Origin of the sequence: Streptomyces rugosispiralis (genome assembly GCF_024505145.1) — a bacterium.
GTDB lineage: Bacteria > Actinomycetota > Actinomycetes > Streptomycetales > Streptomycetaceae > Streptomyces > Streptomyces rugosispiralis.
Genome location: NZ_JANIAA010000069.1, coordinates 1 through 26,952, shown reverse-complemented (window position 1 = coordinate 26,952; position 26,952 = coordinate 1). Strand labels below are relative to the sequence as shown.

Annotated in this window: 20 protein-coding genes and 1 pseudogene; 6 read left to right on the top strand and 15 right to left on the bottom strand. The window is 71.7% G+C overall.

Annotation, left to right across the window (positions count from 1 at the left end; translation table 11 throughout):
• The 3 genes from NP777_RS45080 to NP777_RS45070 form a co-directional block, all read right to left on the bottom strand.
• Nucleotides 1-2,313 (bottom strand): bifunctional [glutamine synthetase] adenylyltransferase/[glutamine synthetase]-adenylyl-L-tyrosine phosphorylase (locus tag NP777_RS45080; protein ID WP_256656004.1); only part of this gene is annotated, 2,313 nt, incomplete at its 3' end.
• A gap of 118 nt (nt 2,314-2,431) precedes the next feature.
• Nucleotides 2,432-3,058 carry a maleylpyruvate isomerase family mycothiol-dependent enzyme gene (locus NP777_RS45075; protein ID WP_256656003.1) on the bottom strand — a complete coding sequence of 209 codons (627 nt, stop codon included), beginning with the start codon at nt 3,056-3,058 and terminating at the stop codon, nt 2,432-2,434.
• Between the two features lie 89 nt (nt 3,059-3,147).
• Nucleotides 3,148-4,509, bottom strand: coding sequence for a glutamine synthetase family protein (locus NP777_RS45070; protein WP_256656002.1), 1,362 nt, complete (start codon nt 4,507-4,509; stop codon nt 3,148-3,150).
• A 428-nt stretch (nt 4,510-4,937) separates the two neighbouring features.
• On the opposite strand from NP777_RS45070, the gene NP777_RS45065 reads away from it, so the two are divergent.
• Both NP777_RS45065 and NP777_RS45060 read left to right on the top strand, forming a co-directional pair.
• Complete coding sequence (locus NP777_RS45065; RefSeq protein WP_256656001.1) at nt 4,938-6,701, top strand: multicopper oxidase family protein; 1,764 nt, start codon at nt 4,938-4,940, stop codon at nt 6,699-6,701.
• A gap of 162 nt (nt 6,702-6,863) precedes the next feature.
• The gene (locus tag NP777_RS45060; protein ID WP_256656000.1) at nt 6,864-8,618 is read left to right on the top strand and encodes an NAD+ synthase; all 1,755 of its coding nucleotides are present in this window, start codon (nt 6,864-6,866) and stop codon (nt 8,616-8,618) included.
• Nucleotides 8,619-8,718: 100 nt separating this feature from the next.
• Here NP777_RS45060 and NP777_RS45055 read toward each other — a convergent pair whose 3' ends face one another.
• From NP777_RS45055 to NP777_RS45035, 5 genes are all read right to left on the bottom strand, one after another.
• The gene (locus NP777_RS45055) at nt 8,719-9,504 is read right to left on the bottom strand and encodes an alpha/beta fold hydrolase (protein ID WP_256655999.1); all 786 of its coding nucleotides are present in this window, start codon (nt 9,502-9,504) and stop codon (nt 8,719-8,721) included.
• Between the two features lie 309 nt (nt 9,505-9,813).
• Nucleotides 9,814-11,019, bottom strand: coding sequence for an MFS transporter (locus NP777_RS45050; RefSeq protein WP_256655998.1), 1,206 nt, complete (start codon nt 11,017-11,019; stop codon nt 9,814-9,816).
• A gap of 276 nt (nt 11,020-11,295) precedes the next feature.
• The gene (locus tag NP777_RS45045; protein ID WP_256655997.1) at nt 11,296-12,321 is read right to left on the bottom strand and encodes an endonuclease/exonuclease/phosphatase family protein; all 1,026 of its coding nucleotides are present in this window, start codon (nt 12,319-12,321) and stop codon (nt 11,296-11,298) included.
• 178 nt (nt 12,322-12,499) lie between these two features.
• Entirely contained in the window at nt 12,500-13,108 is a 609-nt protein-coding gene (locus NP777_RS45040) for a TetR/AcrR family transcriptional regulator (RefSeq protein ID WP_256655996.1), read from the bottom strand.
• Nucleotides 13,105-14,730 carry an MFS transporter gene (locus NP777_RS45035; RefSeq protein WP_256655995.1) on the bottom strand — a complete coding sequence of 542 codons (1,626 nt, stop codon included), beginning with the start codon at nt 14,728-14,730 and terminating at the stop codon, nt 13,105-13,107. The genes NP777_RS45040 and NP777_RS45035 overlap by 4 nt, the downstream gene beginning before the upstream one ends.
• A gap of 195 nt (nt 14,731-14,925) precedes the next feature.
• Between NP777_RS45035 and panB the strand changes: the two genes are divergently transcribed.
• The 3 genes from panB (at nt 14,926) to NP777_RS45020 (ending at nt 17,757) form a co-directional block, all read left to right on the top strand.
• Nucleotides 14,926-15,786, top strand: coding sequence for a 3-methyl-2-oxobutanoate hydroxymethyltransferase (gene panB / locus NP777_RS45030; protein ID WP_256655994.1), 861 nt, complete (start codon nt 14,926-14,928; stop codon nt 15,784-15,786).
• 136 nt (nt 15,787-15,922) lie between these two features.
• Complete coding sequence (locus NP777_RS45025) at nt 15,923-16,936, top strand: ATP-binding cassette domain-containing protein (protein ID WP_256655993.1); 1,014 nt, start codon at nt 15,923-15,925, stop codon at nt 16,934-16,936.
• Nucleotides 16,933-17,757 carry an ABC transporter permease gene (locus tag NP777_RS45020; protein ID WP_391858706.1) on the top strand — a complete coding sequence of 275 codons (825 nt, stop codon included), beginning with the start codon at nt 16,933-16,935 and terminating at the stop codon, nt 17,755-17,757. The genes NP777_RS45025 and NP777_RS45020 overlap by 4 nt, the downstream gene beginning before the upstream one ends.
• A gap of 140 nt (nt 17,758-17,897) precedes the next feature.
• Here the strand turns inward: NP777_RS45020 and NP777_RS45015 are convergent, their stop codons facing one another.
• A complete protein-coding gene (locus tag NP777_RS45015; protein WP_256655992.1) occupies nt 17,898-21,263 on the bottom strand; it encodes an AfsR/SARP family transcriptional regulator in 3,366 nt (1,121 codons plus the stop codon).
• Nucleotides 21,264-21,492: 229 nt separating this feature from the next.
• Here NP777_RS45015 and NP777_RS45010 point away from each other — a divergent pair, with 229 nt between their 5' ends.
• Complete coding sequence (locus NP777_RS45010; protein ID WP_256655991.1) at nt 21,493-22,290, top strand: site-2 protease family protein; 798 nt, start codon at nt 21,493-21,495, stop codon at nt 22,288-22,290.
• A gap of 114 nt (nt 22,291-22,404) precedes the next feature.
• On the opposite strand, the gene NP777_RS45005 is transcribed toward NP777_RS45010, so the two are convergent.
• The 6 genes and pseudogenes from NP777_RS45005 to NP777_RS44980 form a co-directional block, all read right to left on the bottom strand.
• Nucleotides 22,405-22,596: a hypothetical protein gene (locus tag NP777_RS45005; protein ID WP_164432743.1), complete on the bottom strand. Its 192-nt coding sequence runs from the start codon at nt 22,594-22,596 to the stop codon at nt 22,405-22,407.
• A 137-nt stretch (nt 22,597-22,733) separates the two neighbouring features.
• A complete protein-coding gene (gene npdG / locus NP777_RS45000; RefSeq protein WP_256655990.1) occupies nt 22,734-23,471 on the bottom strand; it encodes an NADPH-dependent F420 reductase in 738 nt (245 codons plus the stop codon).
• Nucleotides 23,472-23,518: 47 nt separating this feature from the next.
• Entirely contained in the window at nt 23,519-24,532 is a 1,014-nt protein-coding gene (locus NP777_RS44995; RefSeq protein WP_256655989.1) for a carbohydrate ABC transporter permease, read from the bottom strand.
• Nucleotides 24,529-25,461: a carbohydrate ABC transporter permease gene (locus tag NP777_RS44990; RefSeq protein WP_256655988.1), complete on the bottom strand. Its 933-nt coding sequence runs from the start codon at nt 25,459-25,461 to the stop codon at nt 24,529-24,531. Before NP777_RS44990 ends, NP777_RS44995 begins: the two co-directional genes overlap by 4 nt.
• A 5-nt stretch (nt 25,462-25,466) precedes the next feature.
• A complete protein-coding gene (locus NP777_RS44985; protein WP_256655987.1) occupies nt 25,467-26,822 on the bottom strand; it encodes an ABC transporter substrate-binding protein in 1,356 nt (451 codons plus the stop codon).
• Nucleotides 26,819-26,952, bottom strand: a pseudogene (locus NP777_RS44980) (sialidase family protein); the annotation flags it as partial. The pseudogene NP777_RS44980 and the gene NP777_RS44985, both read right to left, overlap by 4 nt.

The window sequence follows — 26,952 nt, the reverse complement described above, 5'->3', positions numbered from 1 at the left end:
GGCCCCGGCGAGGGTCGCGGCGTTCAGATCGGAGAGGGCGTCGCCGACCATGTCGATCAGCATCGCGTCGTCCACGGGCGGTTCGGCGGCGGGGGCGGCGGGCCGGGCCGGCACATGGGGTTCGGAGTCCCGCAGGGCGCTGGGGACCTCGGGCGTCTTGGCCGGTGCGGGGGCGGCCGCACCGGTGGCCCGGCCCGGCGTCTGATCGCCCGACGGCGGCCAGCTCACGGTCGGGCGCACCTCGCCATTGGCCAGCCGGGCGCTCTCGATGATGTCCACGGCCGCCGTACGGAACATCTCGCGCCGCCGCACCCCGCGCGCCGCCGCGACCGCCTGCTCGGCGCCGTCGGCGCGGCCGACCGCGGCCAGCACCTCCTGCTCCAGATGGGCCCGGCCGCGCGGGCGCAGGCCCCCCGGGTCGCCGAGCAGGGCGACCGCCTCGGGAGCGCGCAGCAGCAGATCGGGGGCGAGCCGCCCGGCGGAGAGCACCCGGGCCAGGTTCTCGGCCGCGGCGCCCTCGTCGCGCAGCAGCCGCAGGTACCAGGGGGTCTTGCCCAGCGCGTCGGAGACCTTGCGGAAGCCCAGCAGCCCGGCGTCCGGATCGGCGGAGTCGGCGAACCAGCCCAGCAGCACGGGCAGCAGCGTCCGCTGGATCGCCGCCTTACGGGTCACCCCGGACGCCAGGGCCTCCAGATGGCGCAGCGCACCGGCCGGGTCCGCGTACCCCAGAGCGGTGAGCCGCTGACCGGCCGCCTGGGAGCTGAGCCGGATCTCGCCGGGCTGGAGCTGCGCGACGGCGTCCAGCAGCGGCCGGTAGAAGAGCTTCTCGTGCAGCCGCCGCACTTCGCGGGCGTGCCGCCGCCAGGCGGTGCCCAGCTCGGTCACCGGCTCGGTGCGGAACCCCAGCGACCGGCCGAGGCGGCGCTGGTCGGCCTCGCCCTCGGGCATCAGATGGGTGCGGCGCAGCCGGTAGAGCTGGAGGCGGTGCTCCATGGTGCGCAGGAAGCGGTACGCGGCGTCCAGCGCGGCGGCGTCGGTGCGCCCCACATAGCCGCCGGCGGCCAGGGCCGCGAGCGCGTCCAGGGTCGTACCGCTGCGCAGCGACTCGTCGGACCGCCCGTGCACCAACTGCAGCAGCTGGACGGCGAACTCGACGTCGCGCAGACCGCCGGGGCCCAGCTTGAGTTCGCGGTCGACCTCGGACACGGGGATGTTCTCGACCACACGGCGGCGCATCTGCTGCACGTCGGGGATGAAGTTCTCGCGCTCGACGGCCTGCCAGACCATGGGCGCGAGGGCGTCCACGTACGCCTGGCCGAGCGCGGCGTCGCCCGCCATGGGGCGTGCCTTCAGCAGCGCCTGGAACTCCCAGGTCTTGGCCCAGCGCTGGTAGTACGCCAGATGGCTGGAGAGGGTGCGCACCAGCGGGCCATTGCGCCCCTCGGGGCGGAGGTTGGCGTCGACGGGCCAGATGGTGCCCTCGACGGTGACGTCGGAGCAGACGCGCATCAGCCGCGAGGCGAGCCGGGTGGCGGCCCGTACCGCCTCGTCCTCCTCGACGCCGTCGACGGCCTCCGCCACGAAGATCACGTCCACGTCGGAGACGTAATTGAGCTCGCGGCCACCGCATTTGCCCATGCCGATCACGGCCAGCCGGCAGGCGGCGGCGTCCCGCGGCTGCTCCTCGGCCGCGATCTCCAGCGCGGCCCGCACCGTGGCGGTCGCCAGGTCGGCCAGCTCGGCGGCCGTCTGGGTGATGTCGGTGGTGCCGCACACATCGCGGGCGGCGATGGCCAGCAGCGCCCTGCGGTAGGCGACGCGCAGCGCGTCGGCCCGGGGCATCCCCGCCCCGGGCGCGCCCCAGACGCCCTCGGCGAGGGCCCGCTCGAACTCGGGGGTGGCGGGGTGCAGATCGGCCGACTCGTAGGTCACCAGGGCGTGCCAGTCGCCCGGGTGGCGGGCGAGGTGGTCGCCCAGCGCCTCGGAGGCGCCGAGCACCCCGAGCAGCCGGTCGCGCAGCGGTTTGGCGGTGACGAGGGTGTCCAGCAGGGCCTGCCGGGACCCGGCCCGCTGTCCGCCGTCCTCCTTCTCCTCCGCGTCCTCCTCGGGCAGCGCCTCGACGAGCCGTACCAGCCCGAGCAGCGCCAGATCGGGGTCGGCGGTCGCGCCGAGCGCCTCCAGCAGCACCGGGTCGCTCCGCACCGCGGCCAGCTCGGGCGCGTCCAGCAGCCGCTGCGCGGCCGAGGCGTCGATGAAACCGTGCCGCAGCAGCCGGGTGATATTGCTGCTCCTGCGTCCCTGCGGTACGGCCATCCCGCCGCCTCCCGTCCCTGGTCGACTCCGCGCCGCTCGACCGCGCACACCCGTGATCAAAGGCGCCGCTGACGAGCCTAAGCGACCCCGAGGGCGAAGCGGCAGGTCCGGGCCGGGGTCAGGCGCCCACGAAACGGCCCCGCGGCTCGCCGCGAAGATGCCCCGGCGGAAGCCGGCGCCCATGGGCGACCAGCAGGAGGTCCTGGGCGGCCCCGGTCAGCTCGGCCCCGCTGCCGTACGACCAGTCCAGATCGTCGGCGCGCAGCCGGACCCCGTCGAGGTCGGCCCCGAAGAACTTCAGCCCCCTCGGGTTGACCGTCCCCAGCAGAACGCGCAGCCGGTCCCCGGGCACCCGGCGTCCGAGCCCGAGCGCGACGGTGATGTCCAGCCCGTGGATCACATCGTGCCCCAGCGCCGCCTCGACCCCGCCCACCGGCGGCTTCCAGGGGTGGTCGGCGTGGTCCCGGAGGTACCCGGCCAGTTCCCCGGCCGAGGCGGCGGCCGCGTCCTTACGGGCGAGCCGATCGGTCATCCGGTGCAGGCCGCCACGCGCCTTGACCAGCTCCCACACCACCGCGGGCAGCGGATACCGAAACCCCATCGACATATGCGCCGCCACCTCCCGCACCCGCCACCCCGCACACAGACTGGGCGCCTCCCACTGCTCCTCCGTCAGCCCGTCCAACACCCCCGCCAGCTCCCGGCGTTCGGCCGCGATCGCTCTTCTGAAGTCCACGAGGTCCATGAGCTCAAGGGTTTCGGCAGTTCAGCCATAAGTCCAAGAGCTCATGGTTCTCGCAGCCAGAAGCGACCGTTATGGAGCGCCTGAGAGACTCAGAGAACGGGGAGGTTCTTCCGCAGTTCGAACGGGGTCACCTCGGAGCGGTACTCCTCCCACTCCTGCTTCTTGTTGCGCAGGAAGAAGTCGAAGACATGCTCCCCGAGTGTCTCGGCGACCAGTTCACTGCGCTCCATCAGGTCGATCGCCTCGCCCAGGTTCTGCGGGAGGGGCTCGATGCCGAGGGAGCGGCGTTCGGCGTCGGAGAGGGCCCAGACGTCGTCGTCGGCGCCGGCCGGGAGTTCGTAGCCGCCCTCGATGCCCTTGAGGCCGGCGGCGAGGAGGGCCGCGTAGGCCAGGTAGGGGTTGGCGCCGGAGTCCAGGGAGCGGACCTCGACGCGGGTGGAGCCGGTCTTGCCGGGCTTGTAGAGGGGGACGCGGACGAGGGCCGAGCGGTTGTTGTGGCCCCAGCAGATGTACGAGGGGGCCTCGCCGCCCGCGCCCGCGGTGCGCTGCGAACCGCCCCAGATCCGCTTGTACGAGTTGACCCACTGGTTGCTCACGGCGGAGATCTCCCCGGCGTGGCGGAGCAGCCCCGCGATGAAGGAGCGGCCCACCTTGGAGAGCTGGTACTCGGCGCCGGACTCGTAGAAGGCGTTGCGGTCGCCCTCGAAGAGGGAGAGGTGGGTGTGCATGCCCGAGCCGGGGTATTCGGAGAACGGCTTCGGCATGAACGTGGCCTGGACGCCCTGCTCCAGCGCGACCTGCTTCATGACCAGGCGGAACGTCATGATGTTGTCGGCGGTGGAGAGCGCGTCGGCGTAGCGCAGATCGATCTCCTGCTGGCCGGGGGCGCCCTCGTGGTGGGAGAACTCGACCGAGATGCCCATCGATTCGAGCATGGTGATCGCCTGGCGGCGGAAGTCCATGCCGATGTTCTGCGGGGTGTGGTCGAAGTAGCCGGAGGAGTCGGCGGGCGTCGGGCGGCTGCCGTCCACCGGCTTCTGGTTGAGCAGGAAGAACTCGATCTCGGGGTGGGTGTAGAAGGTGAACCCGAGGTCGGAGGTCTTGGCGAGGATGCGCTTGAGGACGAAGCGGGGGTCGGCGAAGGACGGTGAGCCGTCCGGCATCAGGATGTCGCAGAACATCCGTGCGGTCCCGGGGGCCTCGGCGCGCCAGGGCAGGATCTGGAACGTGCCGGGGTCCGGCTTGGCGATCATGTCTGACTCGTAGACCCGGGCGAAGCCCTCGATCGCGGAGCCGTCGAATCCGATGCCCTCGTCGAAGGCGCCCTCGAGCTCGGCCGGCGCGACGGCCACGGACTTCAGGAAGCCGAGCACATCGGTGAACCAGAGCCGCACGAACCGGATGTCGCGCTCTTCGAGCGTACGGAGCACGAACTCCTGCTGCTTATCCATGGTCCCCAATCCTTGCAGGTCAAACGGCTCTTTGCGCGGGCGCGGGGCACCTTCCGCAGCCCCAGTATCACGCGGCGGGATTTCACGGAGGTTTCGTCCGGTCTCCCCAGTCTCCCCTCACCTCACCACGATGGGTGCATCGTACTTTCACCCGGCCGGTCCCGGACCCGACCGTTCTGCCCCCTCCGTGGCGCCTGCCGGGGCTCCATACCCCTTGGGGGTAGGCTGCCGATTATCACGATGATCAAACGGTCAGATGATGATCTGAACGGTCAGATGGAGGCGGCGATGCACCGAAGCCTCTCACCCCTGAGCCGATCGCTGACGCGGCGCATAGAGCGGCGCGTCGGCCGCCCGCCCTCCCGGTGTGGCGGTGGACGCGCCGACCCTCACGCATCCGGCACACATCAGCATTGGGGTACTGACTCATGCACGAAAAGACTCGCCGTGCCGTGCTCGGCACGGGCTTCGCCGCCGCGGGCAGCCGTCTGCTCGCCGCCTGCGGCTCCCCCGGCCCCCGCCCCCGCACCGAAGGCCCCGACGGCGCGGACGGCAACACGACGGGCGCCCCCGCCAGGCCCGGCGCGCCCGCGCACGACGCCCCGGCGCAGTACGTCTCGCCCCACGGCCCGGAGGTCGCCGCGACCGAGCGGCGGCGGGGCCCCGGGCCGGTCCGCACCTTCCGGCTGACCGCCACCGCGACCACCCTGGACATCGGCGCCCGCAAGGTGAAGTCCTGGGCGTACGAGGACCAGGTACCGGGCCGGGAGATCCGGGTGACCGCGGGCGACACGATCGCCCTCACCCTCGCCAACAACCTGCCGCAGCCCACCACGCTGCACTGGCACGGCGTCCGGCTGCGCAACGACATGGACGGCGTCCCCGGGGTGACCCAGCGGGCGATCAAGACCGGCGCCGCCTTCGACTACCGCTTCACCGCGTTCTACCCGGGCACGTACTGGATCCATCCGCACTCGGGCGTCCAGCTGGACCGGGGGCTGTACGCACCGCTGATCGTGGAGGATCCGAAGGAACCGCTGACGTACGACAAGGAGTGGGTCGTCGTCCTGGACGACTGGCTCGACGGGGTGGGCGGCCGCACCCCGGACAAGGAGTTCGCGCGACTCAACGCCGGTAAGGGCGGCACGGTCGGCCATGGCATGGACGACGGTTCGATGAGCGGCGGCTCGACGGACGGCGACGGCGGGCACGGGGCCAAGGCCACCGCCAAGGGCAAGGCGACAGCCAAAGCCACGGCCACGGCCAAGGGCAAGGCGACAGCCAAGGGCAAGGCGACAGCCAAGGGCAAAGCCACGGCCAAAGGCACCGCCGCCGCCGGCGCCAAGCACGACCGGGCCCGGTCCGCGGCGCGGAAGAAGGCCGCGCCCATGGAGAGCCGGCTGCTGGGCGGCCACGCGGGCGACGTGACGTACCCCTACTACCTGGTCAACGGCCGCAGCCCCGAGTCCCCGCAGGTCTTCCGCGCCAAGCGCGGCGACCGGGTCCGCATCCGCATCATCAACGCGGGCGGCGACACCGCCTTCCGCGTCGCGCTCGGCGGCCACCGGATGACCGTCACCCACACCGACGGCTACCCCGTCGTACCGGCCAAGACGGACGCGCTGCTGCTGGGCATGGGCGAGCGCTACGACGTACTGGTCACCGTCAAGGACGGGGTCTTCCCGCTCGCCGTGATCGCCGAGGGCAAGGGGCGGTCCGCGATGGCGGTGCTGCGCACCCGTGGCAAGAGCCCGGTGAAGTTCCCGCGCCCCAAGGAACTGGACGGCGAGCTGCTCACCGCGGACCGGCTGAAGGCGGCGGAGGACGTCCGGCTGACGCCCAAGGAGCCCGACCGCATCATCCGGATGCGGCTCACCGGCTCGATGCGGCGCTGGGACTGGGCGATCAACGGCCGGCCGTACGACCCCTCGCAGCGCTACCCGGTACGGGAGGGTGAGCGGGTGCGGATCACGTTCGTCAACGGCACCGACATGTGGCATCCGGTCCATCTGCACGGCCACACCTTCGCGCTGCCGGACGGTGGCCCCCGTAAGGACACCACGGTCCTGCTGCCGCACCACAAGGTGAACGTGGACCTCGACGCCGACAACCCGGGGCTGTGGATGCTCCACTGCCACAACGTCTACCACTCGGAGTCCGGGATGATGACCATCCTCGGTTACCAAAAGTAGCCGCCGTGGGAAGGCAGGGCCCGGTCCCCGGAGGCGACGGGGCCGGGCACGATGCGCCCCGGCACGGTTCGCCCCGGCACGATGCGCCCCGGCACGGTTCGCCCGACGTGAGAAGGGAGACACCCCCGGCTATCGCGTCAGACAGACGATTACACTGGGCCCGTGCCTCAACTTCGCCTCGCTCTGAACCAGATCGACTCGACCGTCGGCGACCTCGACGGCAACACCGAATCGATAATCCACTGGACCCGGCACTCCGCCGAGCAGGGCGCCCATCTGGTGGCGTTCCCCGAGATGGTGCTGACCGGCTACCCCGTCGAGGACCTGGCGCTGCGCTCGTCCTTCGTCGAGGCGTCACGCACCGCGCTGCACGCGCTCGCCGAGCGGCTGAACGCCGAGGGGCTGGGCGAGGTGCCGGTGGTCGTCGGCTATCTCGACCGCAGCGAGCGCGCCCGGCGCTACGGCCAGCCGGCCGGGTCGCCGCAGAACGCGGGCGCCGTGCTGCACCGGGGCGCGGTCGCCCTGACCTTCGCCAAGCACCATCTGCCGAACTACGGCGTCTTCGACGAGTTCCGCTACTTCGTGCCCGGCGACACCCTGCCCATGGTGCGCGTCCACGGCATCGACGTGGCGCTCGCCATCTGCGAGGACCTGTGGCAGGACGGGGGCAGGGTGCCGGCCAGCTGCTCGGCGGGGGCCGGGCTGCTGCTGTCGATCAACGCCTCGCCGTACGAGCGGGAGAAGGACGACACCCGGCTGGACCTGGTGCGCAAGCGGGCCCAGGAGGCGGGCTGCACCACCGCGTACCTGGCCATGATCGGCGGCCAGGACGAGCTGGTCTTCGACGGCGACTCGATCGTCGTGGACCGGGACGGCGAAGTCATCGCGCGGGCCCCGCAGTTCGCGGAGGGCTGTGTGCTGCTCGACCTCGATCTGCCCGCCGCCGACCCGGACTCGGTCCCCGAGGGGATCGTGGACGACGGACTCCGCATCGACCACCGCACCCTCTCCGCCGACCCGCTGCCTCCTTACGAGCCGGAGCTCGCGGGCGGCGAGGCCGAGCGGCTCGGGGACGACGAGGAGGTCTACACGGCGCTGGTCGTGGGGCTGCGGGCCTATGTCGCGAAGAACGGTTTCCGCAGTGTGCTGATCGGGCTCTCCGGCGGGATCGACTCCTCGCTCGTCGCCGCCCTCGCCTGTGACGCGGTCGGCGCGCAGAACGTGTACGGGGTCGCGATGCCCTCGCGCTACTCCTCAGACCACTCGATCGACGACGCGGCCGAGCTGGCGCGGCGCACCGGGCTCAACTTCCGCACGGTCCCGATCGCCCCGATGTTCGACGCCTATATGGGCTCCCTGGGGCTGACCGGGCTGGCCGAGGAGAACCTCCAGTCGCGGCTGCGCGGCACGATGCTGATGGCGATCTCCAACCAGGAGGGCCACATCGTCCTCGCCCCGGGCAACAAGTCCGAGCTGGCCTGCGGCTACTCCACGCTCTACGGGGACTCGGTCGGCGCGTACGGCCCGATCAAGGACGTCTACAAGACCTCCGTCTTCCGCCTGTCGAAATGGCGTAACCGTGCGGCGGAAGAGCGGGGCCAGACCCCGCCCATCCCCGAGAACTCGATCACCAAGCCGCCGAGCGCCGAGCTGCGCCCCGGCCAGGTCGACACCGACTCGCTCCCCGACTACGACGTCCTCGACCGGATCCTGGAGCTGTACGTCGACCGCGACCAGGGGCGTACCGAGATCGTGGCGGCGGGATACGACGACGCGCTGGTGACCCGGATCCTGCGGATGGTGGACACCGCCGAGTACAAGCGCCGGCAGTACCCGCCGGGCACGAAGATCTCCGCGAAGGGCTTCGGCAAGGACCGCCGGCTGCCCATCACCAACCGCTGGCGGGAGCACGGCTGAGGCTCTTGGCACGGCTGAGGTTCTTGGCACGGCTGAGCCTTTTGGCACGGCTGAGCCTTTGGGGCGGCTGCGCCTTTGGGGCGGTGTGGCGCGCGGCGCCCTATGACCGCGCCTGGGTGTCCAGGAACGTCCTGATCAGGCCGAGCCACGCGGCGGGCGCCTCCGCGAACGGCAGATGGCCGGACTCCAGCTCGGCGAGGCACGCCCCGGGAATCGCGTCCGCCACCTGGCGGTGGTGGTACGGCGTGGCCATCGCGTCCCGCGCCGTGGAGATCACCAGGGTGGGCACCCGGATCCGGCCCAGGTCCTCGCGGACGTCGATCCGGCCGACCAGCTCGACCTGGTCGATCGCGCCGGGCGGCACCGAGGCACGGGCGCCCTCGATCACCATGGCGAGTTCCTCCGGCGTCATCCGGTCCAGATAGGGCGCGCCCGCGCCGATGAGCGCGGTCCAGCGGGCGGTCGCCTCCTGGTCGCCCGAGCGGAGATGGCGCAGCCAGTCGTCCACCAGGAGCCGCATCCGGGCGCTGGGGTGGGCGAAGGTCGCGGTCAGGACGAGGGCGGTGACCCGCTGCGGATGGCGGGTGGCGGCGCGCAGGGCGACCGGGCCGCCGAGGGAGTATCCGGCGATGGCGAAGGTGTCCAGGCCCTCCTCGACGGCGGTGGCCACCAGCTGGTCGGCCAGGGTGTCGAGGTCCAGCGGCCCGCTCGCGCGGGGGGTGCGGCCCGAGCCGGGGTAGTCGGGGCCGACGACGCGGTGACGCTCGGCGAGGCCGTCCAGGATCGGGCCGTAGTTCCCCTCGACGGAGCCGGTCCCGCCATGGGCGAGCAGCAGTCCGGGGCCGCTGCCCCGAACGATGCGGGCCAGGGGTGAGGTGCTGGTCATCAGGTGTGTCCTTACGTCCGGCGGCTGACGGCTGATGACGGGACGCTAAAGCCTCACATCGATGTCAAAGTCAAGCGCACCAGGCCCGGAGCGCTCCGGACATCGAAAAGGCCCCCGCCGCGGGGCGGGGGCCTCACCCCGTAGGGGCGCGGGGCGGAGCTCCGGCCCGGCGGGACCTGGGGCGGAGCCCCGGTTACGGGCAAGGAAGGGGCGGGGAGGGAAGGGGCGGGGGGGGGAAGGGGGGGGGGGGAAAGGGCGGGGAGGGGAACAGCCCGCCGCAGGCGGCACGACCCGCCGGGCACCCCCGACTCAGCGCACCTCGGACATCTGCGGCATCGACTCGCTGCTCGCGACAACCCGCGACCCACTCACCGGACCCCGGTCGCTCAGCCCCGCGATCAGCGCGATCCCGAGACCGATCACCGCGAGCACCGCCCCGACCAGCGTCGGCGAGGTCCAGCCCCAGCCCGCCGCGATGGCGACACCACCGAGCCACGCACCACCGGCGTTGGCCAGGTTGAACGCGGAGTGGTTGGAGGCGGAGGCCAGCGTCGGGGCGTGCTGGGCCTTGTTCATCACCAGCATCTGCAGCGGAGTGGTGGTCATGAAGCCGACCGCACCCAGCACCACGACCGACAGCAGCGCCGCCCACTTCACATGCACCGTGAAGTCGAAGACCACGAGCATGGCGGCCAGCGCCGCCAGCGAGCCGTAGAGCGTCGGCCGCAGCGCCCGGTCGGTCAGCGGACCGGCGACCAGGGCGCCCAGCGTCATGCCGATGCCGAACAGCGCCAGCACCAGGGTGACCGTCGACTCACCGAACCCGGTGACCTCGGTCATCATCGAGGCGAGGTAGCTGTAGACGGCGAAGACACCGGCGAAGCCGAAGACGGCGGTGAGCAGCCCCAGCAGCACCTGGCGGTCGCGCAGCGCGCCGAGTTCCTGGCGCAGCCCGCCGTGCTGCTCGTGGGAGATCTGCGGGACGAGCCGGGCGAGCGCGGCCATGGCGACCACGCCGATCGCGGCGACCACCAGGAAGGTCGCGCGCCAGCCGAGGTTCTGGCCGAGCAGGGTGGCCACGGGGACGCCGACGATGTTGGCGATGGTCAGCCCGAGGAACATGGTGGCGACCGCGCGGGCCCGCCGGTCCTCGGTCACCAGCCGCGCGGCGACCACCGCGCCGACACCGAAGAACGCGCCGTGGGGCAATCCGGCGAGCACCCGGCCCGCGATCAGCAGCCCGAAGTTGGGGGCGAGGGCGGAGGCGAGGTTGCCCACCGTGAAGAGCGCCATGAGCAACACGAGCATCCGCTTGCGCGGGATACGCGACCCGAGGGCGGTCAGCAGCGGAGCGCCCACCACGACGCCGATGGCGTAGGCGGAGACGAGGTATCCGGCCGTGGGCACCGAGGTGTCCAGATCATTCGCGACATTGGGCAGCAGGCCCATCATCACGAATTCGGTAGTACCAATGCCGAAGGCGCTCACAGCAAGGGCGAGCAGGGCCAGGGGCATGAGAGACCTTTCAAACGAAGGAGAAACGTGCAGGGATGCATATGTTCTCTAGCTGAACAAAGTCTCTCACGCAGAATGTTCCCGAGGAGATCCCCAAGATGAACGGCACGTAAGATCTCGCCGGGCGCCCCGTGAGCTATGTCACCCGGAGCCATGCCACCCGGGGCTACGTCACCCGCGAGCCATGCCACCCGGGGCTACGTCACCCGCGAGTCATGCCACCCGCGAGCCATGCCACCCGGCCCCGAGCCACCCGGCCCCGAGCGACGGGCGGGCTCAGTAGTCGACCGACGCCGCCAGCGGAAGGTGATCGCTGCCGGTCCTGGGCAGCGCCCACGCCGAGACCGGATCCAGCCCCCGCACCATGATCTGGTCGATCCGCGCCATCGGGAACGAGGCGGGCCAGCTGAAGCCGAAGCCGTCGCCCGCCGCACCCTGGGCGGACCGCATCTGCGAGGTGACGGGGGCGAGCGCGCGGTCGTTCATGGTGCCGTTCAGATCGCCGAGCAGGATCACCTTCTTCAGCGGCTCCCGGGCGATGGCCTGGCCCAGCGCCTCGGCACTGTCGTCGCGCTGCCCGGCGGTGAAGCCCGCGTTGAACTTCACCCGTACCGAGGGCAGATGCGCCACATAGACGCCGACCTCACCGCGCGGGGTGGTGACGGCGGTGCGCAGCGCCCGCGTCCAGCCCAGCTTGATGTCCACCGGCTTGGTGCCGGACAGCGGGTACTTGCTCCACAGCCCCACCGTGCCCTGCACGGTGTGGTAGCGGTAGGTGCCCGCCAGGGCCCGCTCGTACGTCGGCACGGCCGAGTTCGTCAGCTCCTCCAGGGCCACCACATCGGCGCCCGAGGCGGCCACGTCCTTCGCGGTGCCGGTCGGATCGGCGTTCTCCGCGTTGACGTTGTGGGTGACGACGGTCAGCTCACCGCCGCCGCCGGACTTGTCGGAGAACATCAGCCCGCCGAAGAGGTTCAGCCAGACGGCGACGGGCAGCACCAGCGCCAGCACGGCGCTCGCCGACCGCCGCACCAGGCCGAGCACCAACAGCACCGGCAGGAACAGGCCCAGCCACGGCAGGAAGGTCTCCAGCAGCGAGCCCAGGTTGCCCACCCGGTTGGGGATGTCGGCGTGGAAGATCATGACCAGGGCGAGCAGGACCGCCGTCGCCGCCAGTACCAGTCCGCGCCGCCAGATGCCGCGGTCGTTCCGGAGCCGGTCGAACAGGCGGCCGATCCGGGAACCCGACCGCTGGGGCGCGTCCCCGGGCTGTCCCGTCTCCTGCGTGTACGCCTGCGTCATTCGCTGTCCCTCACTGCCTCAACTGCCGCGCCTTGGACTACGACCCTAGGTGATGACCAGGGCTTTTCCTGACGCCCCCGGTTGGGGTGCTCCCCCTTCCGAGGACGAGGGGACGACGGCCCCGAGTTCCACATCCCGGCCCGGGAGGGGGTGTTGTGACACAACAGGCACAAACCGCTCAGCGGCGCGGGGAGACCCCTTCGAGGACGGTGTCGACAATCCGTTCGGCCAGCCCCTCGGGCAGCTCCTTCCACTCGTGGAGCATGGCACGGGCGAGCATCGGGCCGGTGAAGAGGTCGGCGAGCAGTTCCAGATCCACATCGGCGCGGATCTCACCGCTCTCCCGCCCCCGCCGCAGCACGGCGCGCAGGCTCGCGCGGCGGGCCGCTATCACGTTCTCGTCGTAGGCCCGCCACAGCTCCTTGTGCGCGTGCATCTGGGTGATGACGCTGCGCAGCAGGGCGGAGTTGCGCTTGGCGAGCCCGCGGCGGCGCATGAACTCCAGGATGGCGACGAGGTCGTCGCGCACCGAGACCCCGGCAGGATCGGGGCTGGGCTCCTCAAGGGAGCGCAGCACATCGAGCATCAGCGCGTCCTTACCGGGCCAGCGGCGGTAGACGGTGGCCTTGCCGACCCCCGCCTCGCGGGCGATCCCCTCGATCGAAAGACCGCCGACCGAGGCGCCCTCCTCCAGCAGCCGCAGCGCGGCCTCGATGATCGCGGCGTCGGTGGCGGGGCTGCGGGGACGGCCGCGGAGCCTGGGCGCGGAGCTCTCCGATGCGGTCATCGGTCGGCCGACGCCTCCTCCCGCGACCGCGGCCGCCCGTCGTCGGGGGCCTTGCCGGAGCCCTCCTTGCCGGGCAGGAAGGCCAGGACGACGAGTGCGCCGAGGACGGCGACGCCCGCCGAGCCGAGGGCGGTGATGTGCATGGCGTGGACGAAGGCGTCCTGGGCCGGGCCCACCAGCGCCTGGCCCTTGGGCCCCAGCTTCTCGGCGACCCCCATGGTGGCCTCGACGGACTCGCCCGCCGAGCGCTGTACGGAGTCGGGCAGTCCGGGCACGGCGGCCAGGGTGTCCCCGATCCGGTCGCGGTAGGCGGTGGAGAGCACCGAGCCCAGCACCGCGACCCCGAGCGCGCCGCCGACCTGCCGGAAGGTGTTGTTGAGCGCCGAGCCGGAGCCGGCCTTCTGGCGCGGCAGCGCCTGCATGATCCCGGTGGTCACCGGCGGCATGATATGCGCCATTCCGGCGCCCTGGGCGAAGAACAGCACTTCGAGCACGACGATCGGGGTGTCCACGCCCAGCAGCAGGAATCCCGACATGGCGGCGGCCACCAGCAGCATCCCGCAGGTGCACACCGCGCGGGCGCCGAACCGCTCGACGACCAGCCGGGCGCGCGGGGCGAAGATCAGCTGTGCCACGGCCAGCGGCAGGATCAGCAGCCCGGATTCGAGGGCGCTGTAGCCGCGCACGCTCTGGGTGTAGAAGACCATGAAGAAGGTCACGCCCATGAGGGCGAAGAAGACCAGGGCGACGGCGGCGATGGCGGCGGAGAAGGCGGGGTTGCGGAAGTAGCCGACGTCGATGGCCGGGTGGTCGCTGCGCTTCTCGTGCACCACGAACAGGGTCAGGACGACGAGCCCGGCGGCGATCGAGCCCAGCACCTGGGCGTCGGTGAAGTCGGCCAGCTGGCCGCCCTTGATGATGCCGTAGACCAGCAGGACGAGCCCGATGACGGACAGCAGCACGCCCAGCGGGTCCACCCGGCCGGGCGCGGGGTCCCTGGAGTCGGGGACGAGCGCCACCATCGCGATCAGTCCGACGATCACGATCGGCACATTGACGAAGAAGACCGAGCCCCACCAGAAGTGCTCAAGCAGCACTCCGCCGGTGATCGGGCCGATGGCGATGGCCAGGCCCACCGCGGCGACCCAGATGCCGATCGCCTTGGCCTGCTCCTCGCGTTCGAAGACATTGACCAGGATGGCGAGGGTCGCGGGCATCACAAAGGCGGCGCCGAGACCCATGAGCGCCCGGAAGCCGATGAGTTCACCGGGCGATCCGGAGAAGGCGGCGAGCACCGAGCCCACGCCGAACACCGCCATCCCGCCGAGCAGGACCTTCTTACGGCCGATCCGGTCGCCGAGGATGCCCGCCGTGAACAGCAGCCCGGCGAAGACCAGCGTGTAGGAGTTGATCGCCCACTCGAGCTGGCTCTGGGTGGCGCCGAGCCCGGTGGGCTTCGGCGAGGCGATGGTCTTCATCGCCACGTTGAGTATCGAGTTGTCGAGGACGACGACCAGCACGCTGAACATCAGGACGACGAGGATCGCCCAGCGCCTGCGGTGGATCGCCTCGGGGACACCGGACCCGGCCGGCGCGCCCTGGGTGCTGGGTGGGGTTGCCATGCGGTCCAGGCTAAGCGACTTACGATACGAGACCGTCTCGTATCGGAAAATCTTTGCGCGGCTTTGGAAAGGTGGTCAAGGCCACCCGCCCGCGCGGTCCGGGCCCACTTTCGCCCCGGCAGGAGCCGTGCCAGCATGGGGTTGGTCCGGGGACGCCGTCAGGGCGCCTCGAGATGATGAACAGGAGCCGTAGCGATGACGCACGTCAGTCCTGCGCGAAAGCCGTCCGAGAAGGCGCTCTACGGGGGCACGGGCTCCCGCCGCATCACCGTCCGTGACATCGCGGCCGCCAAGGAGCGCGCCGAGAAGTGGCCGATGCTCACCGCCTACGACGCGATGACCGCGTCCGTGTTCGACCAGGCGGGCATCCCGGTGCTGCTGGTGGGCGACTCGATGGGCAACTGCCATCTGGGCTACGAGTCCACCGTGCCGGTCACCATGGACGAGATGACGCTGCTCTCCGCCGCCGTGGTCCGCGGCACCCGGCGCGCCCTCGTCGTCGGCGACCTGCCCTTCGGCTCGTACCAGGAGGGCCCGGTCCAGGCGCTGCGCAACGCCACCCGCCTGGTCAAGGACGCGGGCGTGGGCGCGGTGAAGCTGGAGGGCGGGGAGCGCTCCGCCCATCAGATCGAGCTGCTGGTCCAGTCCGGCATCCCGGTCATGGCGCACATCGGCCTGACCCCGCAGTCCGTCAACGCCTACGGCGGCTACCCCGTCCAGGGGCGCGGCGAGGAGGCGGCCCAGCAGTTGCTGCGGGACGCCAAGGCGGTCCAGGACGCGGGCGCCTTCGCGGTCGTGCTGGAGCTGGTCCCGGCCGAGCTGGCCGCCGAGGTGACCCGGTCGCTGCACATCGCCACCGTCGGCATCGGCGCCGGTCCGGACTGCGACGCCCAGGTGCTGGTGTGGACGGACATGGCGGGCATGACCGACGGCCGGGTGCCGCGCTTCGTCAAGCAGTACGCACAGCTGCGCCAGGGCCTGGGCGACGCGGCGCGGGCCTTCGCGGAGGACGTCGTCGGCGGGGCCTACCCGGCCGAGGAGCACTCCTTCCACTGAGCACCACGCCTGAGCACCACGCCGTCAGGCCTCACCAGCCACTGCGGTACAACGACAGCCCGCCGATCTTCCCCCGTCGGCGGGCTGTCTGCCGCTTGTCGGCGGTCTGTCGGTGACGGCTGACATCGTGGGCGGCATGACGCGACGGGAACAAAGGATCAGGGACGGCAACGCCGTCGAAGTTCGGGGGCTGGTCAAGCACTTCGGTGACACCAAGGCCGTCGACGGAGTGGATCTGGACGTGCCGGAGGGCACCGTCCTGGGGGTGCTGGGCCCCAATGGCGCCGGTAAGACGACACTTGTCCGGTGTCTGTCCACCCTGCTGGTGCCGGACGCCGGCACCGCGGTGGTGGCCGGGTACGACGTGGTGCGCCAGCCCCGGCAGTTGCGCCACACCATCGGGCTGACCGGGCAGTACGCGTCGGTCGACGAGAAGCTGCCCGGCTGGGAGAACCTCTACATGATCGGGCGGCTGCTCGATCTCTCCCGCAAGGAAGCCCGTGCGCGGGCGGACGCCATGCTCGAGCGGTTCTCGCTCACCGAGGCCGGCAAGCGGCGGGTGCGCACCTACTCCGGCGGTATGCGCCGCCGGCTCGACCTGGCCGCGTCCATGATCGGCCGGCCCTCGGTGCTCTATCTGGACGAGCCGACCACCGGTCTGGACCCGCACGCCCGTAACGAGGTGTGGGACGAGGTCAGGCGGATGGTCGGCGACGGGACCACCGTGCTGCTGACCACCCAGTACATGGAGGAGGCCGAGCAGCTCGCCGACCATCTGACGGTGATCGACCGGGGCAGGGTCATCGCCGACGGCCGGGTGAACGAGCTCAGGGCCAAGATCGGCGGCCGCACCCTCCAGATCCGTCCGTCCGACCCCGGTGAGCTGCACCGCATGGTCGGCGCCATCACTCAGGCGGGGCTCGACGGCATCGGCGGCGCGACCGCCGATGTGGAGGAGGGCCTGGTCAATGTGCCCATCGCCAGCGATGAGCAGCTGACCGCCCTGATCGGTCTGCTCGGCCAGCGGGGTTTCGCGATCGCCGGGATCGACACCCATCTGCCCAGCCTGGACGAGGTCTTCCTGGCCATCACCGGCCGGAAGACGTCCACACCGCAGGACGACAAGAAGCTGGAAGAGGTCTCCGCGTGAGTACGGCCACGATGACCGCGCCCCTGCGGGGAAAGAGCGACGGCCGGATCGGCCTCCGCGCCAATCTGCGCCACATCGGCGCGCTGGTGCGGCGCAACGCCATGCAGATCAGGTACGAACCGTTCGCGATGTTCGACGCCCTGCTGATGCCGATCGTCTTCGCGCTGCTGTTCACCTATGTCTTCGGCGGCGCGATGACGGGCGGCAACCGCTCCGAGTACGTCAACTACTTCATCCCCGGTCTGATGGCGATGGGCGGGCTCAACATCGCGATGTCGATCGGCAGCGGCGTCAATGACGACTTCAACAAGGGCGTCATGGACCGCTTCCGCACGCTGCCCATCGCCCGCTCCTCGGTGCTGATAGCCAAGCTGGTCGTGGAGTGCGGCCGGATGCTGGTGTCCACCCTCGTCCTGCTGATCATGGGCTTCATCATGGGCTTCGAGCTCAAGACAGGGCCGCTGGAGCTGTTGGCCGCGGTGGTGCTGGCCCTGGTCTTCGGGTCCTCGCTGACCTGGATCTTCATGCTGCTGGGGATGTCGTTGCCCACCCCGCAGGCGGTCAGCGGCATGGGCTTCCTGGTGATGATGCCCCTGCAGTTCGGCTCGTCCATCTTCGCCCCGACCGCCACCATGCCGGACTGGCTGCGCTCCTTCACCGAGTACAACCCGCTGTCCCGGCTCGCGGACGCCGCACGGGCGCTGACCAGCGGCCATGGCGCGGTGGCCGAACCGATGATGGTGACCCTGCTGTGGTCGCTGGCCATCACGGTGATCGTGGCGCCGCTCGCGGTGCGCAAGTTCCGCAGCAAGACGAGCTGACGGTCCGCGGACCCGGACGACCGGCCGGGCGCGTCCTACGAGGGGGGGACGCGCCCGGCCGGTCGTGGTCGCTCCCGCCGGGCCCCGGGCGGGCCCGCCCAGAGCAGCGCGGCCTCCGCTCAGAGCAGCGCGGCCTCCGCTCAGAGCAGCGCGGTGGCCTCTTCCAGCGTGAGGCCGGTGCCCTCGGCGTAGGCCCGCTCGTACGCGGCGGCCCCGAGCTCGGCCCGCGCCGCGGCCACGGTGCGCTCCCGGCCCGTCCGTTCGGCGGCGGACTTCCGGTAGTACTGATCCTTGCGCAGCACGTCGTACACCCCCACCAGCCGCGCCGCGATCCCGGCCCGCTCGGCACCGCCGAGGCGGCTCAGCGCCTCGGCCCCGGTGAGCAGTTGGCCCACCGGGATGTGCGGCGCGATGAGGTCCGTCATCCGGCCGGGCGTCTTCTCCAACGCACCGCGCACATGCTCCAGGGCGTCGCCCGGCCGGCCCTCCAGCAGGTCGAGCCAGCCCAGCATCCCCTCCACCATGCCCGCGAACAGCCGCAGCTCCCGGCCCTCGAACTCCCCGTGCAGCGTGAGCAGAAGGGCCCGCGCCTCCGCGAGGCGGCCCGTGGACCCGTAGCGCAGCGCCAGATGGATCCGGGCGTACGACAGCGCCTCGGCGCCCACGTGCTGCCGCTGCCCGACCACCTCGTGCAGGATCCGCTCGCCCTCCACGGCCTCCTCCTCGTCGCCCAGCTCCACGAAGACCCCGGCCAGCCGGGAGCGGAGGAACTGCACCTGCTCATGGGCCCCGAGCTCCTGGGCGCAGCGGATCGCCGCACGGTAGTCCGCGGCCGCGGCCGCGCCCTCGCCGCGCTGTCCCCGGGTCTCGCCGCGGCCGGCCAGCGCCTCCGCCGTGCCCCATACGTCACCGATCCGGCGGAAGATCTCCAGGGCCTCGTCGGCGTCGCGGATCGCGCCCTCGTGCTCGCCGCTGCGCTCGTTGTCGATCCTGGCCCGCAGCTGGAGGCTGAACGCGAGCTCCCATGCGTAGCCCAGCTCCCGGCAGGTGCGCACCGCCTCGTCGGCCATCCCCCGCAACAGGGCGAAGTCGCCCTTGAGGAACACCGCGAAGAACCACAGCACGCCCGGCAGACGGCAGATCTGGGGCAGCCCCGGCCGGTAGGCGGAGACGATGCCCTCCACCTCGCGCTGGATGTCGCCGCCCACCACGGCCTGGAGATCGCCCTCGATGTTGGACAGCGCGAACAGCCGCACCCCGCGCCGCGCCTCCTCCAGCAGCTCGGGCTCCATCGGCGGCGGGGCGGCGATACAGCTGACGTACAGCGGCGGCGCGGGCGTCACGGGCGGTGTGAAGGGGTTCGGCCCGAGTTCGGCCGCGGCGGTCGCCCAGTGGCGGGCCTCGGCGCGGTGGCCGCGCAGATGCCAGAACCAGCCGAGCGAGAGCACCAGGCACAGCGCCTCCTGCTCGTCGCGGGCGGCCACGGCCCGGCGCAGCGCGGTGCGCAGGTTCTCGTGCTCGGTCTCCAGCCGGAGGAGCCAGTGGCGCTGTTCGGGCCCGCGCAGCAGCGGGTCGGCGGTACGGGCCAGCTCCCGGTAGGCGATGAGGTGGCGGCGTTCGACCGCTCCCCGCTCGCCGGATTCGTCCAGCCGCTCCGCCGCGTACTCGGCGACGGTCTCCAGCAGCCGGTAGCGCATCTCCCCGTCCGCCCCGGGTTCCGTTCCGGGCGCGGTGACGACAAGTGATTTATCGACAAGGGAACCGAGCAGGGCGGCCACGTCGCGGGGGTCCACGGCCCCGGTGTGCTCGTCGGCGTCCCCGCACACCGCTTCCGCCTCCGCGAGTCCGCAGCCGCCCGCGAAGACGGACAGCCGGGCGAGCACGGTGCGTTCAGGGGCGTCGAGCAGGCCCCAGGACCAGTCGACGACCGCGCGCAGGGTCTGCTGGCGGGGCAGCACCGTACGGCTGCCGCTGGTCAGCAGGCGGAAGCGGTCGTCCAGCCGGTCGGCGAGCTGCCGCGGGGTGAGCAGCCGCAGCCGGGCGGCGGCCAGCTCGATCGCCAGCGGCAGTCCGTCGAGGCGGCGGCAGATCTCGGCGCACGCCGCCGGGTCGTCCTCGGTACGGAACCCGGGCCGGGCCGCCGCGCCCCGGTCCTGCAGCAGCCGCAGCGCGACGGGGTCGGGCAGCGGCTCCACCGGACGCACCAACTCGCCCGGGACGGCCAGGGGTTCGCGGCTGGTGGCCAGGATGGTGACCCCGGGGCACTGGGCGAGCAGGGACTCGGCGAGGTGGGCCGCGGCCGCCACGAGGTGTTCGCAGTTGTCGAGCACGATCAGCATCCGGCGCCCGGTGCAGTGCTCGATGAGCCGGGCGCGCGGATCGTGCAGGGTGGGGTCGGCGGCGGCGCGCAGCCCGTCGGCCGCCGCGCCGAGGATGACCGTCTCGCGCGCCCCGAGCGCGCTGAGGACCGTCTCGGGAACGGTCTCGGGGTTGTCCACGGGCGCGAGCTCGGCCAGCCACACCCCGTCCGGCCAGCCGGGCGCGACCGACTCGGCGGCCTCCTGCGACAGCCGCGTCTTCCCGGCCCCGCCGGGCCCGAGGAGGGTGATCAGCCGGTGCTCGGCCAGATCGCCGCGCAGGGCCGCCAGATCGGTCTCGCGCCCGACGAAGCTGGTCAGCCGGGCCCGCAGATTGCCACCGCCGTTGCGGGCGGAACCGGCCGGTACGGGCTCCGGCGAACCGGAACGGGGCGAACCGGGGCCCGGTGACCCGGGCGCCGCCTCCCCGGTCGCCGTCAGCAGCTCGGCGTGGAGTGCCCGCAGCTCCGGCCCCGGATCGGCGCCCAGCCGCTCGGCGATCTCCGTACGGATCTCCTCGTACGCGGCCAGCGCCTCCGCCACCCGGCCCACGTCCCGCAGGGCGCGGATGCGCAGCGCGTGCAGCGGCTCGTCCAGCGGGTGGGCGTCGCAGAGCCCGGTGAGGGTGGGGAGGGCGTGGTCGGCGCGGCCGAGGGCGAGGTCGGCGGCGAGCCGGGCGCGCCGCGCGTCCAGCCGTCGCGCCTCGGCGCGGGCGGCGGGCGCGGTGGCGTCGGGCAGATCGCTGAGCGCGGGCCCGCGCCACAGCGCGAGGGCCGCGTCGAGCAGATCGACGGCCCTGGCCGGAGCGCCGTCGGCGAGGGCGCGGGCGCCCTCCTCCGCGAGCCGTTCGAAGCGGTGCAGATCGACGTCGTCGGGGTCGGCGCTCAGCCGGTACCCGCCCGGAACGGACTCCACGGCGTCCTTGCCGAGCGCCCGCCGCAGCCGCCCGACCAGTGCCTGCAGCGCGCCGTGCTCGTCGGCGGGCGGATCGGTGTCCCAGATCTCCCCGATGAGCGCCCCGGTGGTCCGCGCCCGACCGGGCGCCAGCGCGAGCGCCGCCAGCAGCGCACGCAGCCGCGCCCCGCCGACGTCCACGGGGGTGCCGTCGTCGTGGCGGGCCTGGGTGGTGCCGAGGATGCCGTAGCGCACGGGCCCATTCTGATGGATGACCCGCCGGGCGGGGCATCGGCCTCGGACGGGCGGGAGCGGTGACGAGTCGCGGGAACGGTGAGACGTCGCGGAAACGGTGCCGGGACGAGGGTGGGCGGCGGCGGGCGCGTGGCGCTGATCACATCCGGCCCACCCGGCCCGGAACTCCGCGCACACTGTCCGTCGTTTCACCCTCAGCGCTCACCAGCCCGTATGGAGACCCCACCCGATGACCACCGCAGTCAGCCGCCGTGACCGGCGCATCAGCCCCGTCTTCCTCGGTCTGTTCGCGATCATGGTCGTATCCGCGTGGGCCGTGTGGACGGAGTACTCCGCGAGCCCCGGGTTCGCCGTGTTCCTGTTCGTCGTCTCGGGCTGGATCGTCTCCCTCTGTCTGCACGAGTACGCCCATGCCCGCACCGCGCTGCACGGCGGGGATCTGACGATCGGCGCGAAGGGGTATCTGACCCTCAACCCGCTGAAGTACACCCATGTGGCGCTGAGCATCGTGCTGCCCGTGATCTTCGTGATCATGGGCGGGATCGGGCTGCCGGGCGGGGCGGTGTTCATCGAGCGGCACCGGATCCGGGGGCGCTGGAAGCACAGCCTGATCTCGGCCGCGGGGCCGCTGACGAACGTGCTGTTCGCGGCCGCGCTGACCGCGCCGTTCTGGCTGGGCGCCACCGACCGGGTGCCGGAGCTCTTCCGCTACGCGCTCGCCTTCCTGGCGCTGCTCCAGGTCACGGCGGCGATCCTGAACTTCCTGCCGGTGCCGGGCCTGGACGGGTACGGGGTGATCGAGCCGTGGCTGTCCCACCGCATCCGGCGCCAGGTCGAGCCGTACGCGCCGTTCGGGCTGCTCGCGGTCTTCGGGATCCTCTGGATACCCGAGGTCAACCAGGCGTTCTTCGACGCGATCGACGCGGTGATGCGGGCCCTTGGCGTATCGGCCTGGGACACCTACTGGGGGCAGGAGTTCTTCCGCTTCTGGCAGGGGGAGCCCAATATCGCCGGATTCGGCTCCTAGGGGGCGCCCGCGGCGGGCCACGCGGCGGAGCCGCATATCGATGCTGCCCCCGCCCCGCCCCTTCCCCCAACTGGGGCGAAGCCCCTGCCACGCGGCGCAGGCGCCCCCGTGGCCTCAGCCCGCCGCGCCCGTGCTGCTCTCGCGGTCGGCGCGGGCCTTGCGGAGGTAGTACCAGGCCATATTGGACGAGATACCGGCGATCAGGATCCAGACGACACCGAGCCAGCTCCCCCGCGCGAAGGACACGACGGCCGCGGCGATCGCGAGCACGCAGACGGCCAGGGTGTAGAGGGCGAGGCGGGGCATGGGGTCGGCTCCTGTCGGGGGGTGTGGCACTCCCCGCCATTGTCCCCCATGCGCCGCCGGAGGGGCCGGGCGCCCCGGGCGCGGGCACCCCGGGCACCCCGGACACCCCGGGCGCGGGCGAACCCGCGGGGCCGTCCTCAGACGTCCGTGACGCGCAGGCCCGCGTGGGCCTTGTAGCGGCGGTTGACCGAGATCAGATTGGCCACCAGGGACTCCACCTGGTGGGCGTTGCGCAGCCGGCCCGCGAAGACCCCGCGCATGCCCGGGATACGGGCCGCGAGCGCCTGCACCACGTCGGTGTCGGCGCGCGACTCGCCCAGGACCATCACATCGGTGTCGATCTGCTCGACCTCCGGGTCCTGGAGCAGCACGGCCGAGAGGTGGTGGAAGGCCGCGGTGACCCGGGAGTCCGGCAGCAGGGCGGCGGCCTGCTCGGCGGCGCTGCCCTCCTCCGGCCGCAGCGCGTACGCGCCCTTCTTGTCGAAGCCCAGCGGGTTGACGCAGTCGATGACCAGCTTGCCGCCGAGCTCCTCGCGCAGCCCCTCCAGCGTCTTGGCGTGGCCGTCCCACGGGACCGCGACGATGACGATGTCGCTGCGGCGCGAGCACTCGGCGTTGTCCGCGCCCTCGATGCCGAGCTCCGCGCCGCCCAGTTCCCGCGCCGCGGTCTGTGCGCGCTCGGCGGCGCGCGAGCCGATGATCACCTTCTGACCGGCCCTGGCCAGCCGGTAGGCGAGACCGCGGCCCTGGTCGCCGGTGCCGCCGAGGACACCGACGGTCAGGCCGGACACATCGGGGAGGTCCCAGGGGTCCTTGGCGGGGGCCTTCTTCGCGGGGGCGTCGGACGCGGAGTTCGGGGCATCAGGAGTAGTCATGACAGTGATCCTGTCACGCACCGGGGCCACCTTCATGGTGACGTCTCTTACGCTTTGACACTCCCCTCCGTCAGCCCTGTGCGCCAGTACCGCTGGAGTACGCCCATGAGCACCATCAGCGGCAGAACGGACAGGAACGCCCCGCCGACGGTGTACTGGTACAGCTCCGGCTGCCGGTCCGCGTACCCCTGCCAGGACGTCAGACCGAGCTGGATCGGATAGAGATCGGAGTCGGAGAGCATGACCAGCGGCAGAAAGAAGTTGTTCCAGATGTGCACGAACTGGAACAGGAAGACGGTCACCAGCGCCGGGGTCATCAGCCGCAGCCCCAGGGTGGAGAAGATCCGGGCCTCCCCCGCGCCGTCGATCCGCGCCGCCTCCAGGAGGGAGTCCGGGACCGCGGCGGCCGCGTAGATCCGGCACAGATAGACCCCGAACGGGCTGACCACGCTGGGGATCAGCACGGCCCAGTAGGTGTTGGCCAGGCCGATCTCGCTGAAGAGCAGATAGAGCGGGAGGGCGAGCGCCGTGCCCGGGATCAGCACTCCGGCCAGGATGACGTTGAAGATGCCCTCCCGGCCGGGGAAGCGGTACTTGGCCAGGGCGTAGCCGGCCGCGGCCGACAGCAGGGTGGCGGCGAGCGCGCCGACGCCCGCGTACATCAGGCTGTTGGCGAACCAGCGGGCGTAGATGCCGTCGTCGTAGGTGAGCACCCGGTGCAGATAGTCCAGCGGGTGCGGGTCGTGGAACCAGAAGCCGAAGGTGCCGAAGAGATCGCTGCTGGACTTGGTGGAGGAGACCACGAGCCAGTAGACGGGGGTCAGGAAGTAGATGGCGGCGACGGTGAGCAGCGAGACGGTGATGATCCGGTGCCGCAAGGGGGGTTCAAGACCCTCCCGGCCCTTCGCCGCGCGGCGGTGGCCCGCACCGGGCCGGGCGCCGGGCGGGACCGCCTCGGGTCCCCGTCCGGGCGCGGCCCCGTCCGTGGGCCCGCCGGGCTCGTCGGGCTCGCCGGGCTCGTCGGCGACCACGCCGCCGGTCGGGTCGTTCGCCTCGCTCATCCGCTCTCGCCGTCCTTCCCCCGCTGTCCCACGAGTCTCAGGAAGCCGAAGGACAGGACGCAGGCGACGAGGGCGAGCAGCACCGCCTCGGCCGCCGCGATGTGCTGGTTGTTGCTGGTGAACGCCTCGTTGTAGGCGGCCAGATTGGGGGTGTAGCCGGAGTCGATGGAGTTGCTCAGCGGTTTGAGCACCTTCGGTTCGGCGAAGAGCTGGAGGGTGCCGATGAGGCTGAAGACGGTGGTGAGCACGAGCGCGGGCCGGATCAGCGGGAGCTTGATGTGCCGGGCCACCTGCCAGGCACTGGCCCCGTCGATCCGCGCCGCCTCGTACAGCTCGCCGGGCACGGCCTTGAGCTGGGCGATCAGCACCAGCATGTTGTAGCCGGTGAACTGCCAGGTGACGATGTTGGCGATGGACCACAGGACCGCCCCGCGGCCCAGGAAGTCCACGTTCCAGCCCACCGAATCGGCCATCTCCACCAGCGGGCTGATCCCGGGGACGTAGAGGAACCCCCACAGGATCGAGGCGATCACACCGGGCACCCCGTACGGCAGGAAGAAGGCGGTCCGGAAGAAGCCGACCCAGCGCGCGGACGCCGCGTCCAGCAGCAGCGCCAGCCCGGTGGCGAAGGCGATCATCACCGGGATCTGGACGGCGCCGAAGAGCAGCACCCGCCCGAAGCCCGCCGTGAACCGGTCGTCCTCCAGGGCGTGGACGTAGTTGGACAAGCCGGCCCACACCTGCTTGGTCTCCCCGCCGAGCCCGAGCGGCCCGGTGCGCTCGACCTTCAGCAGGCTCTCGTAGAGGGCGTAGCCGATCGGCGCGACGAAGCACAGCAGGAAGAGCGCGAGGAAGGGCAGCAGGAACCCCGACGCCGCCCGAGCGCTGCGCGCCTCGGCCCTGGTGAGGCGGCGGGGGGCTTCTCTCATCCGCCTCACCCGGCCTTCACCTGGAGGCCCTTTTCCTTCAGATCGGTGATCGTCTGGCTCTGCACCTTCTTCAGCACGGAGCGGAAGTCGGACCCGTCCCCGATGGCCGCCGTGAAGGCGTCGCCGAGCCGCTGGTACAGGGTGTCCGTGGCGGGGCCCCACTTCCAGCTGGTGTCCACGCCCTTGCTCGCCTCGTCGAAGACCTTGCTGTACTCCTGGCCGCCGAAGAAGTCCTTGTGCACATCGAGCTGGGAGGTGGTGTACCCCTTCTTGGCGCCCGGGGTGCCATAGCCGTTCTCGATCAGCAGCTTGATCGACTCGGGGTCGGTGTTGAGCCAGATCGCGAACGCCAGCGCGTCCTTGGGGTACTTGGTCTTGGCGAAGACCGCGGTGGTGGAGCCGCCCCAGTTGGCGTAGGCGGCGTCGCCCTTCTTCCACTGCGGCATGGGCACCACGCGCCATTTGCCGGCGGTCTTGGGGGCGTTGCCGACCAGCAGGGCGTCGCCCCAGCTGGCGCCGAGCCAGGAGGCCATGTCGCCGGTCTGGACGTCCTTGTACCAGGCGTTCTGGCGGTCCGGGATGGTCTTGATGAGCTTCCTGCGGACCAGCCCGTACCAGTAGTCGGCGACCTTACGGGTGGGCTCGTCGTCGATGGAGACGGTCCAGGTGTCGCCCTCGGCGCCGAACCAGCGCGCCCCGGCCTGCCAGGCGAGCCCCGCGAAGCGGTTGCCGTTGGTGGCCGAGAAGGTCTCGATCCAGGCGCCCTTCTTACGGATCGCGCCGGCCGCCGCCTCGTACTCGTCCCAGGTGGTGGGCGGCTCCACGCCCCACTTCTCGAAGAGGTCCTGACGGATGAACAGGCCCATCGGCCCTGACGCCTGCGGCACGGCGTAGACGGCCTTGCCGAAGACGGACTGCTGCCACTGCCAGCCGATGAACTTGTCCTTGTGGTCGGCCACCCCGTACTTGGTCAGGTCCAGCAGCCCGTTGTCGACGAGGAAGCTGGGCACGACCGGGTACTCGATCTGGCCGAGGTCCGGCGGATTGCCCGCCTTGATCGCGGCGTGCATCTTGGCGTACTGGGCGCCGTCGACCGCCGAGACCTTCTCGACCTTGACCCGCACCTCCGGGTTCTTGCTGTTCCACAGGGCGACGGGCTTGTCGATGCCCGGCACCCAGGACCAGAAGGTCAGGGTGATCTTCTCGCCCTTCTTGCGGCCCTTGGGCTCATCGCCCCCGTCGTCGTCCGAGCCGCAGCCCGCGAGGGCGAACCCGGCGGCCGCTGCGGCCGCGCCGCCGAGGACCGCGCGGCGCGGTGTGCCGTGCGTCCAGGTGTTCCGGTTTCTTGCGGTGTCGCTCATACCAGCTCCTCCGTCGGAATGCGCCGGAATGTGATGGTCGAGTAGGCGCTGAAGTCGCCGGTCTCGTAGAGCAGTCCGACCGTGGCGTCGTCGAGCCGGACCAGATCGGAGTAGGCGGCGGGCAGGCCGT

What these genes read in the sequence shown, in the direction of transcription:
- NP777_RS45025 (WP_256655993.1), top strand. Translation starts at nt 15,923, where the DNA reads ATGACGCGACGGGAACAAAGGATCAGGGACGGCAACGCCGTCGAAGTT.
- NP777_RS45040 (WP_256655996.1), bottom strand. Translation starts at nt 13,108, where the DNA reads ATGACCGCATCGGAGAGCTCCGCGCCCAGGCTCCGCGGCCGTCCCCGC.
- NP777_RS45050 (WP_256655998.1), bottom strand. Translation starts at nt 11,019, where the DNA reads ATGCCCCTGGCCCTGCTCGCCCTTGCTGTGAGCGCCTTCGGCATTGGT.
- NP777_RS45070 (WP_256656002.1), bottom strand. Translation starts at nt 4,509, where the DNA reads ATGGATAAGCAGCAGGAGTTCGTGCTCCGTACGCTCGAAGAGCGCGAC.
- panB (WP_256655994.1), top strand. Translation starts at nt 14,926, where the DNA reads ATGACGCACGTCAGTCCTGCGCGAAAGCCGTCCGAGAAGGCGCTCTAC.
- NP777_RS44985 (WP_256655987.1), bottom strand. Translation starts at nt 26,822, where the DNA reads ATGAGCGACACCGCAAGAAACCGGAACACCTGGACGCACGGCACACCG.
- NP777_RS45075 (WP_256656003.1), bottom strand. Translation starts at nt 3,058, where the DNA reads ATGGACCTCGTGGACTTCAGAAGAGCGATCGCGGCCGAACGCCGGGAG.
- NP777_RS45055 (WP_256655999.1), bottom strand. Translation starts at nt 9,504, where the DNA reads ATGACCAGCACCTCACCCCTGGCCCGCATCGTTCGGGGCAGCGGCCCC.
- NP777_RS45010 (WP_256655991.1), top strand. Translation starts at nt 21,493, where the DNA reads ATGACCACCGCAGTCAGCCGCCGTGACCGGCGCATCAGCCCCGTCTTC.
- NP777_RS44990 (WP_256655988.1), bottom strand. Translation starts at nt 25,461, where the DNA reads ATGAGAGAAGCCCCCCGCCGCCTCACCAGGGCCGAGGCGCGCAGCGCT.
- NP777_RS45035 (WP_256655995.1), bottom strand. Translation starts at nt 14,730, where the DNA reads ATGGCAACCCCACCCAGCACCCAGGGCGCGCCGGCCGGGTCCGGTGTC.
- NP777_RS45005 (WP_164432743.1), bottom strand. Translation starts at nt 22,596, where the DNA reads ATGCCCCGCCTCGCCCTCTACACCCTGGCCGTCTGCGTGCTCGCGATC.
- NP777_RS45045 (WP_256655997.1), bottom strand. Translation starts at nt 12,321, where the DNA reads ATGACGCAGGCGTACACGCAGGAGACGGGACAGCCCGGGGACGCGCCC.
- NP777_RS44995 (WP_256655989.1), bottom strand. Translation starts at nt 24,532, where the DNA reads ATGAGCGAGGCGAACGACCCGACCGGCGGCGTGGTCGCCGACGAGCCC.
- NP777_RS45065 (WP_256656001.1), top strand. Translation starts at nt 4,938, where the DNA reads ATGCACGAAAAGACTCGCCGTGCCGTGCTCGGCACGGGCTTCGCCGCC.
- npdG (WP_256655990.1), bottom strand. Translation starts at nt 23,471, where the DNA reads ATGACTACTCCTGATGCCCCGAACTCCGCGTCCGACGCCCCCGCGAAG.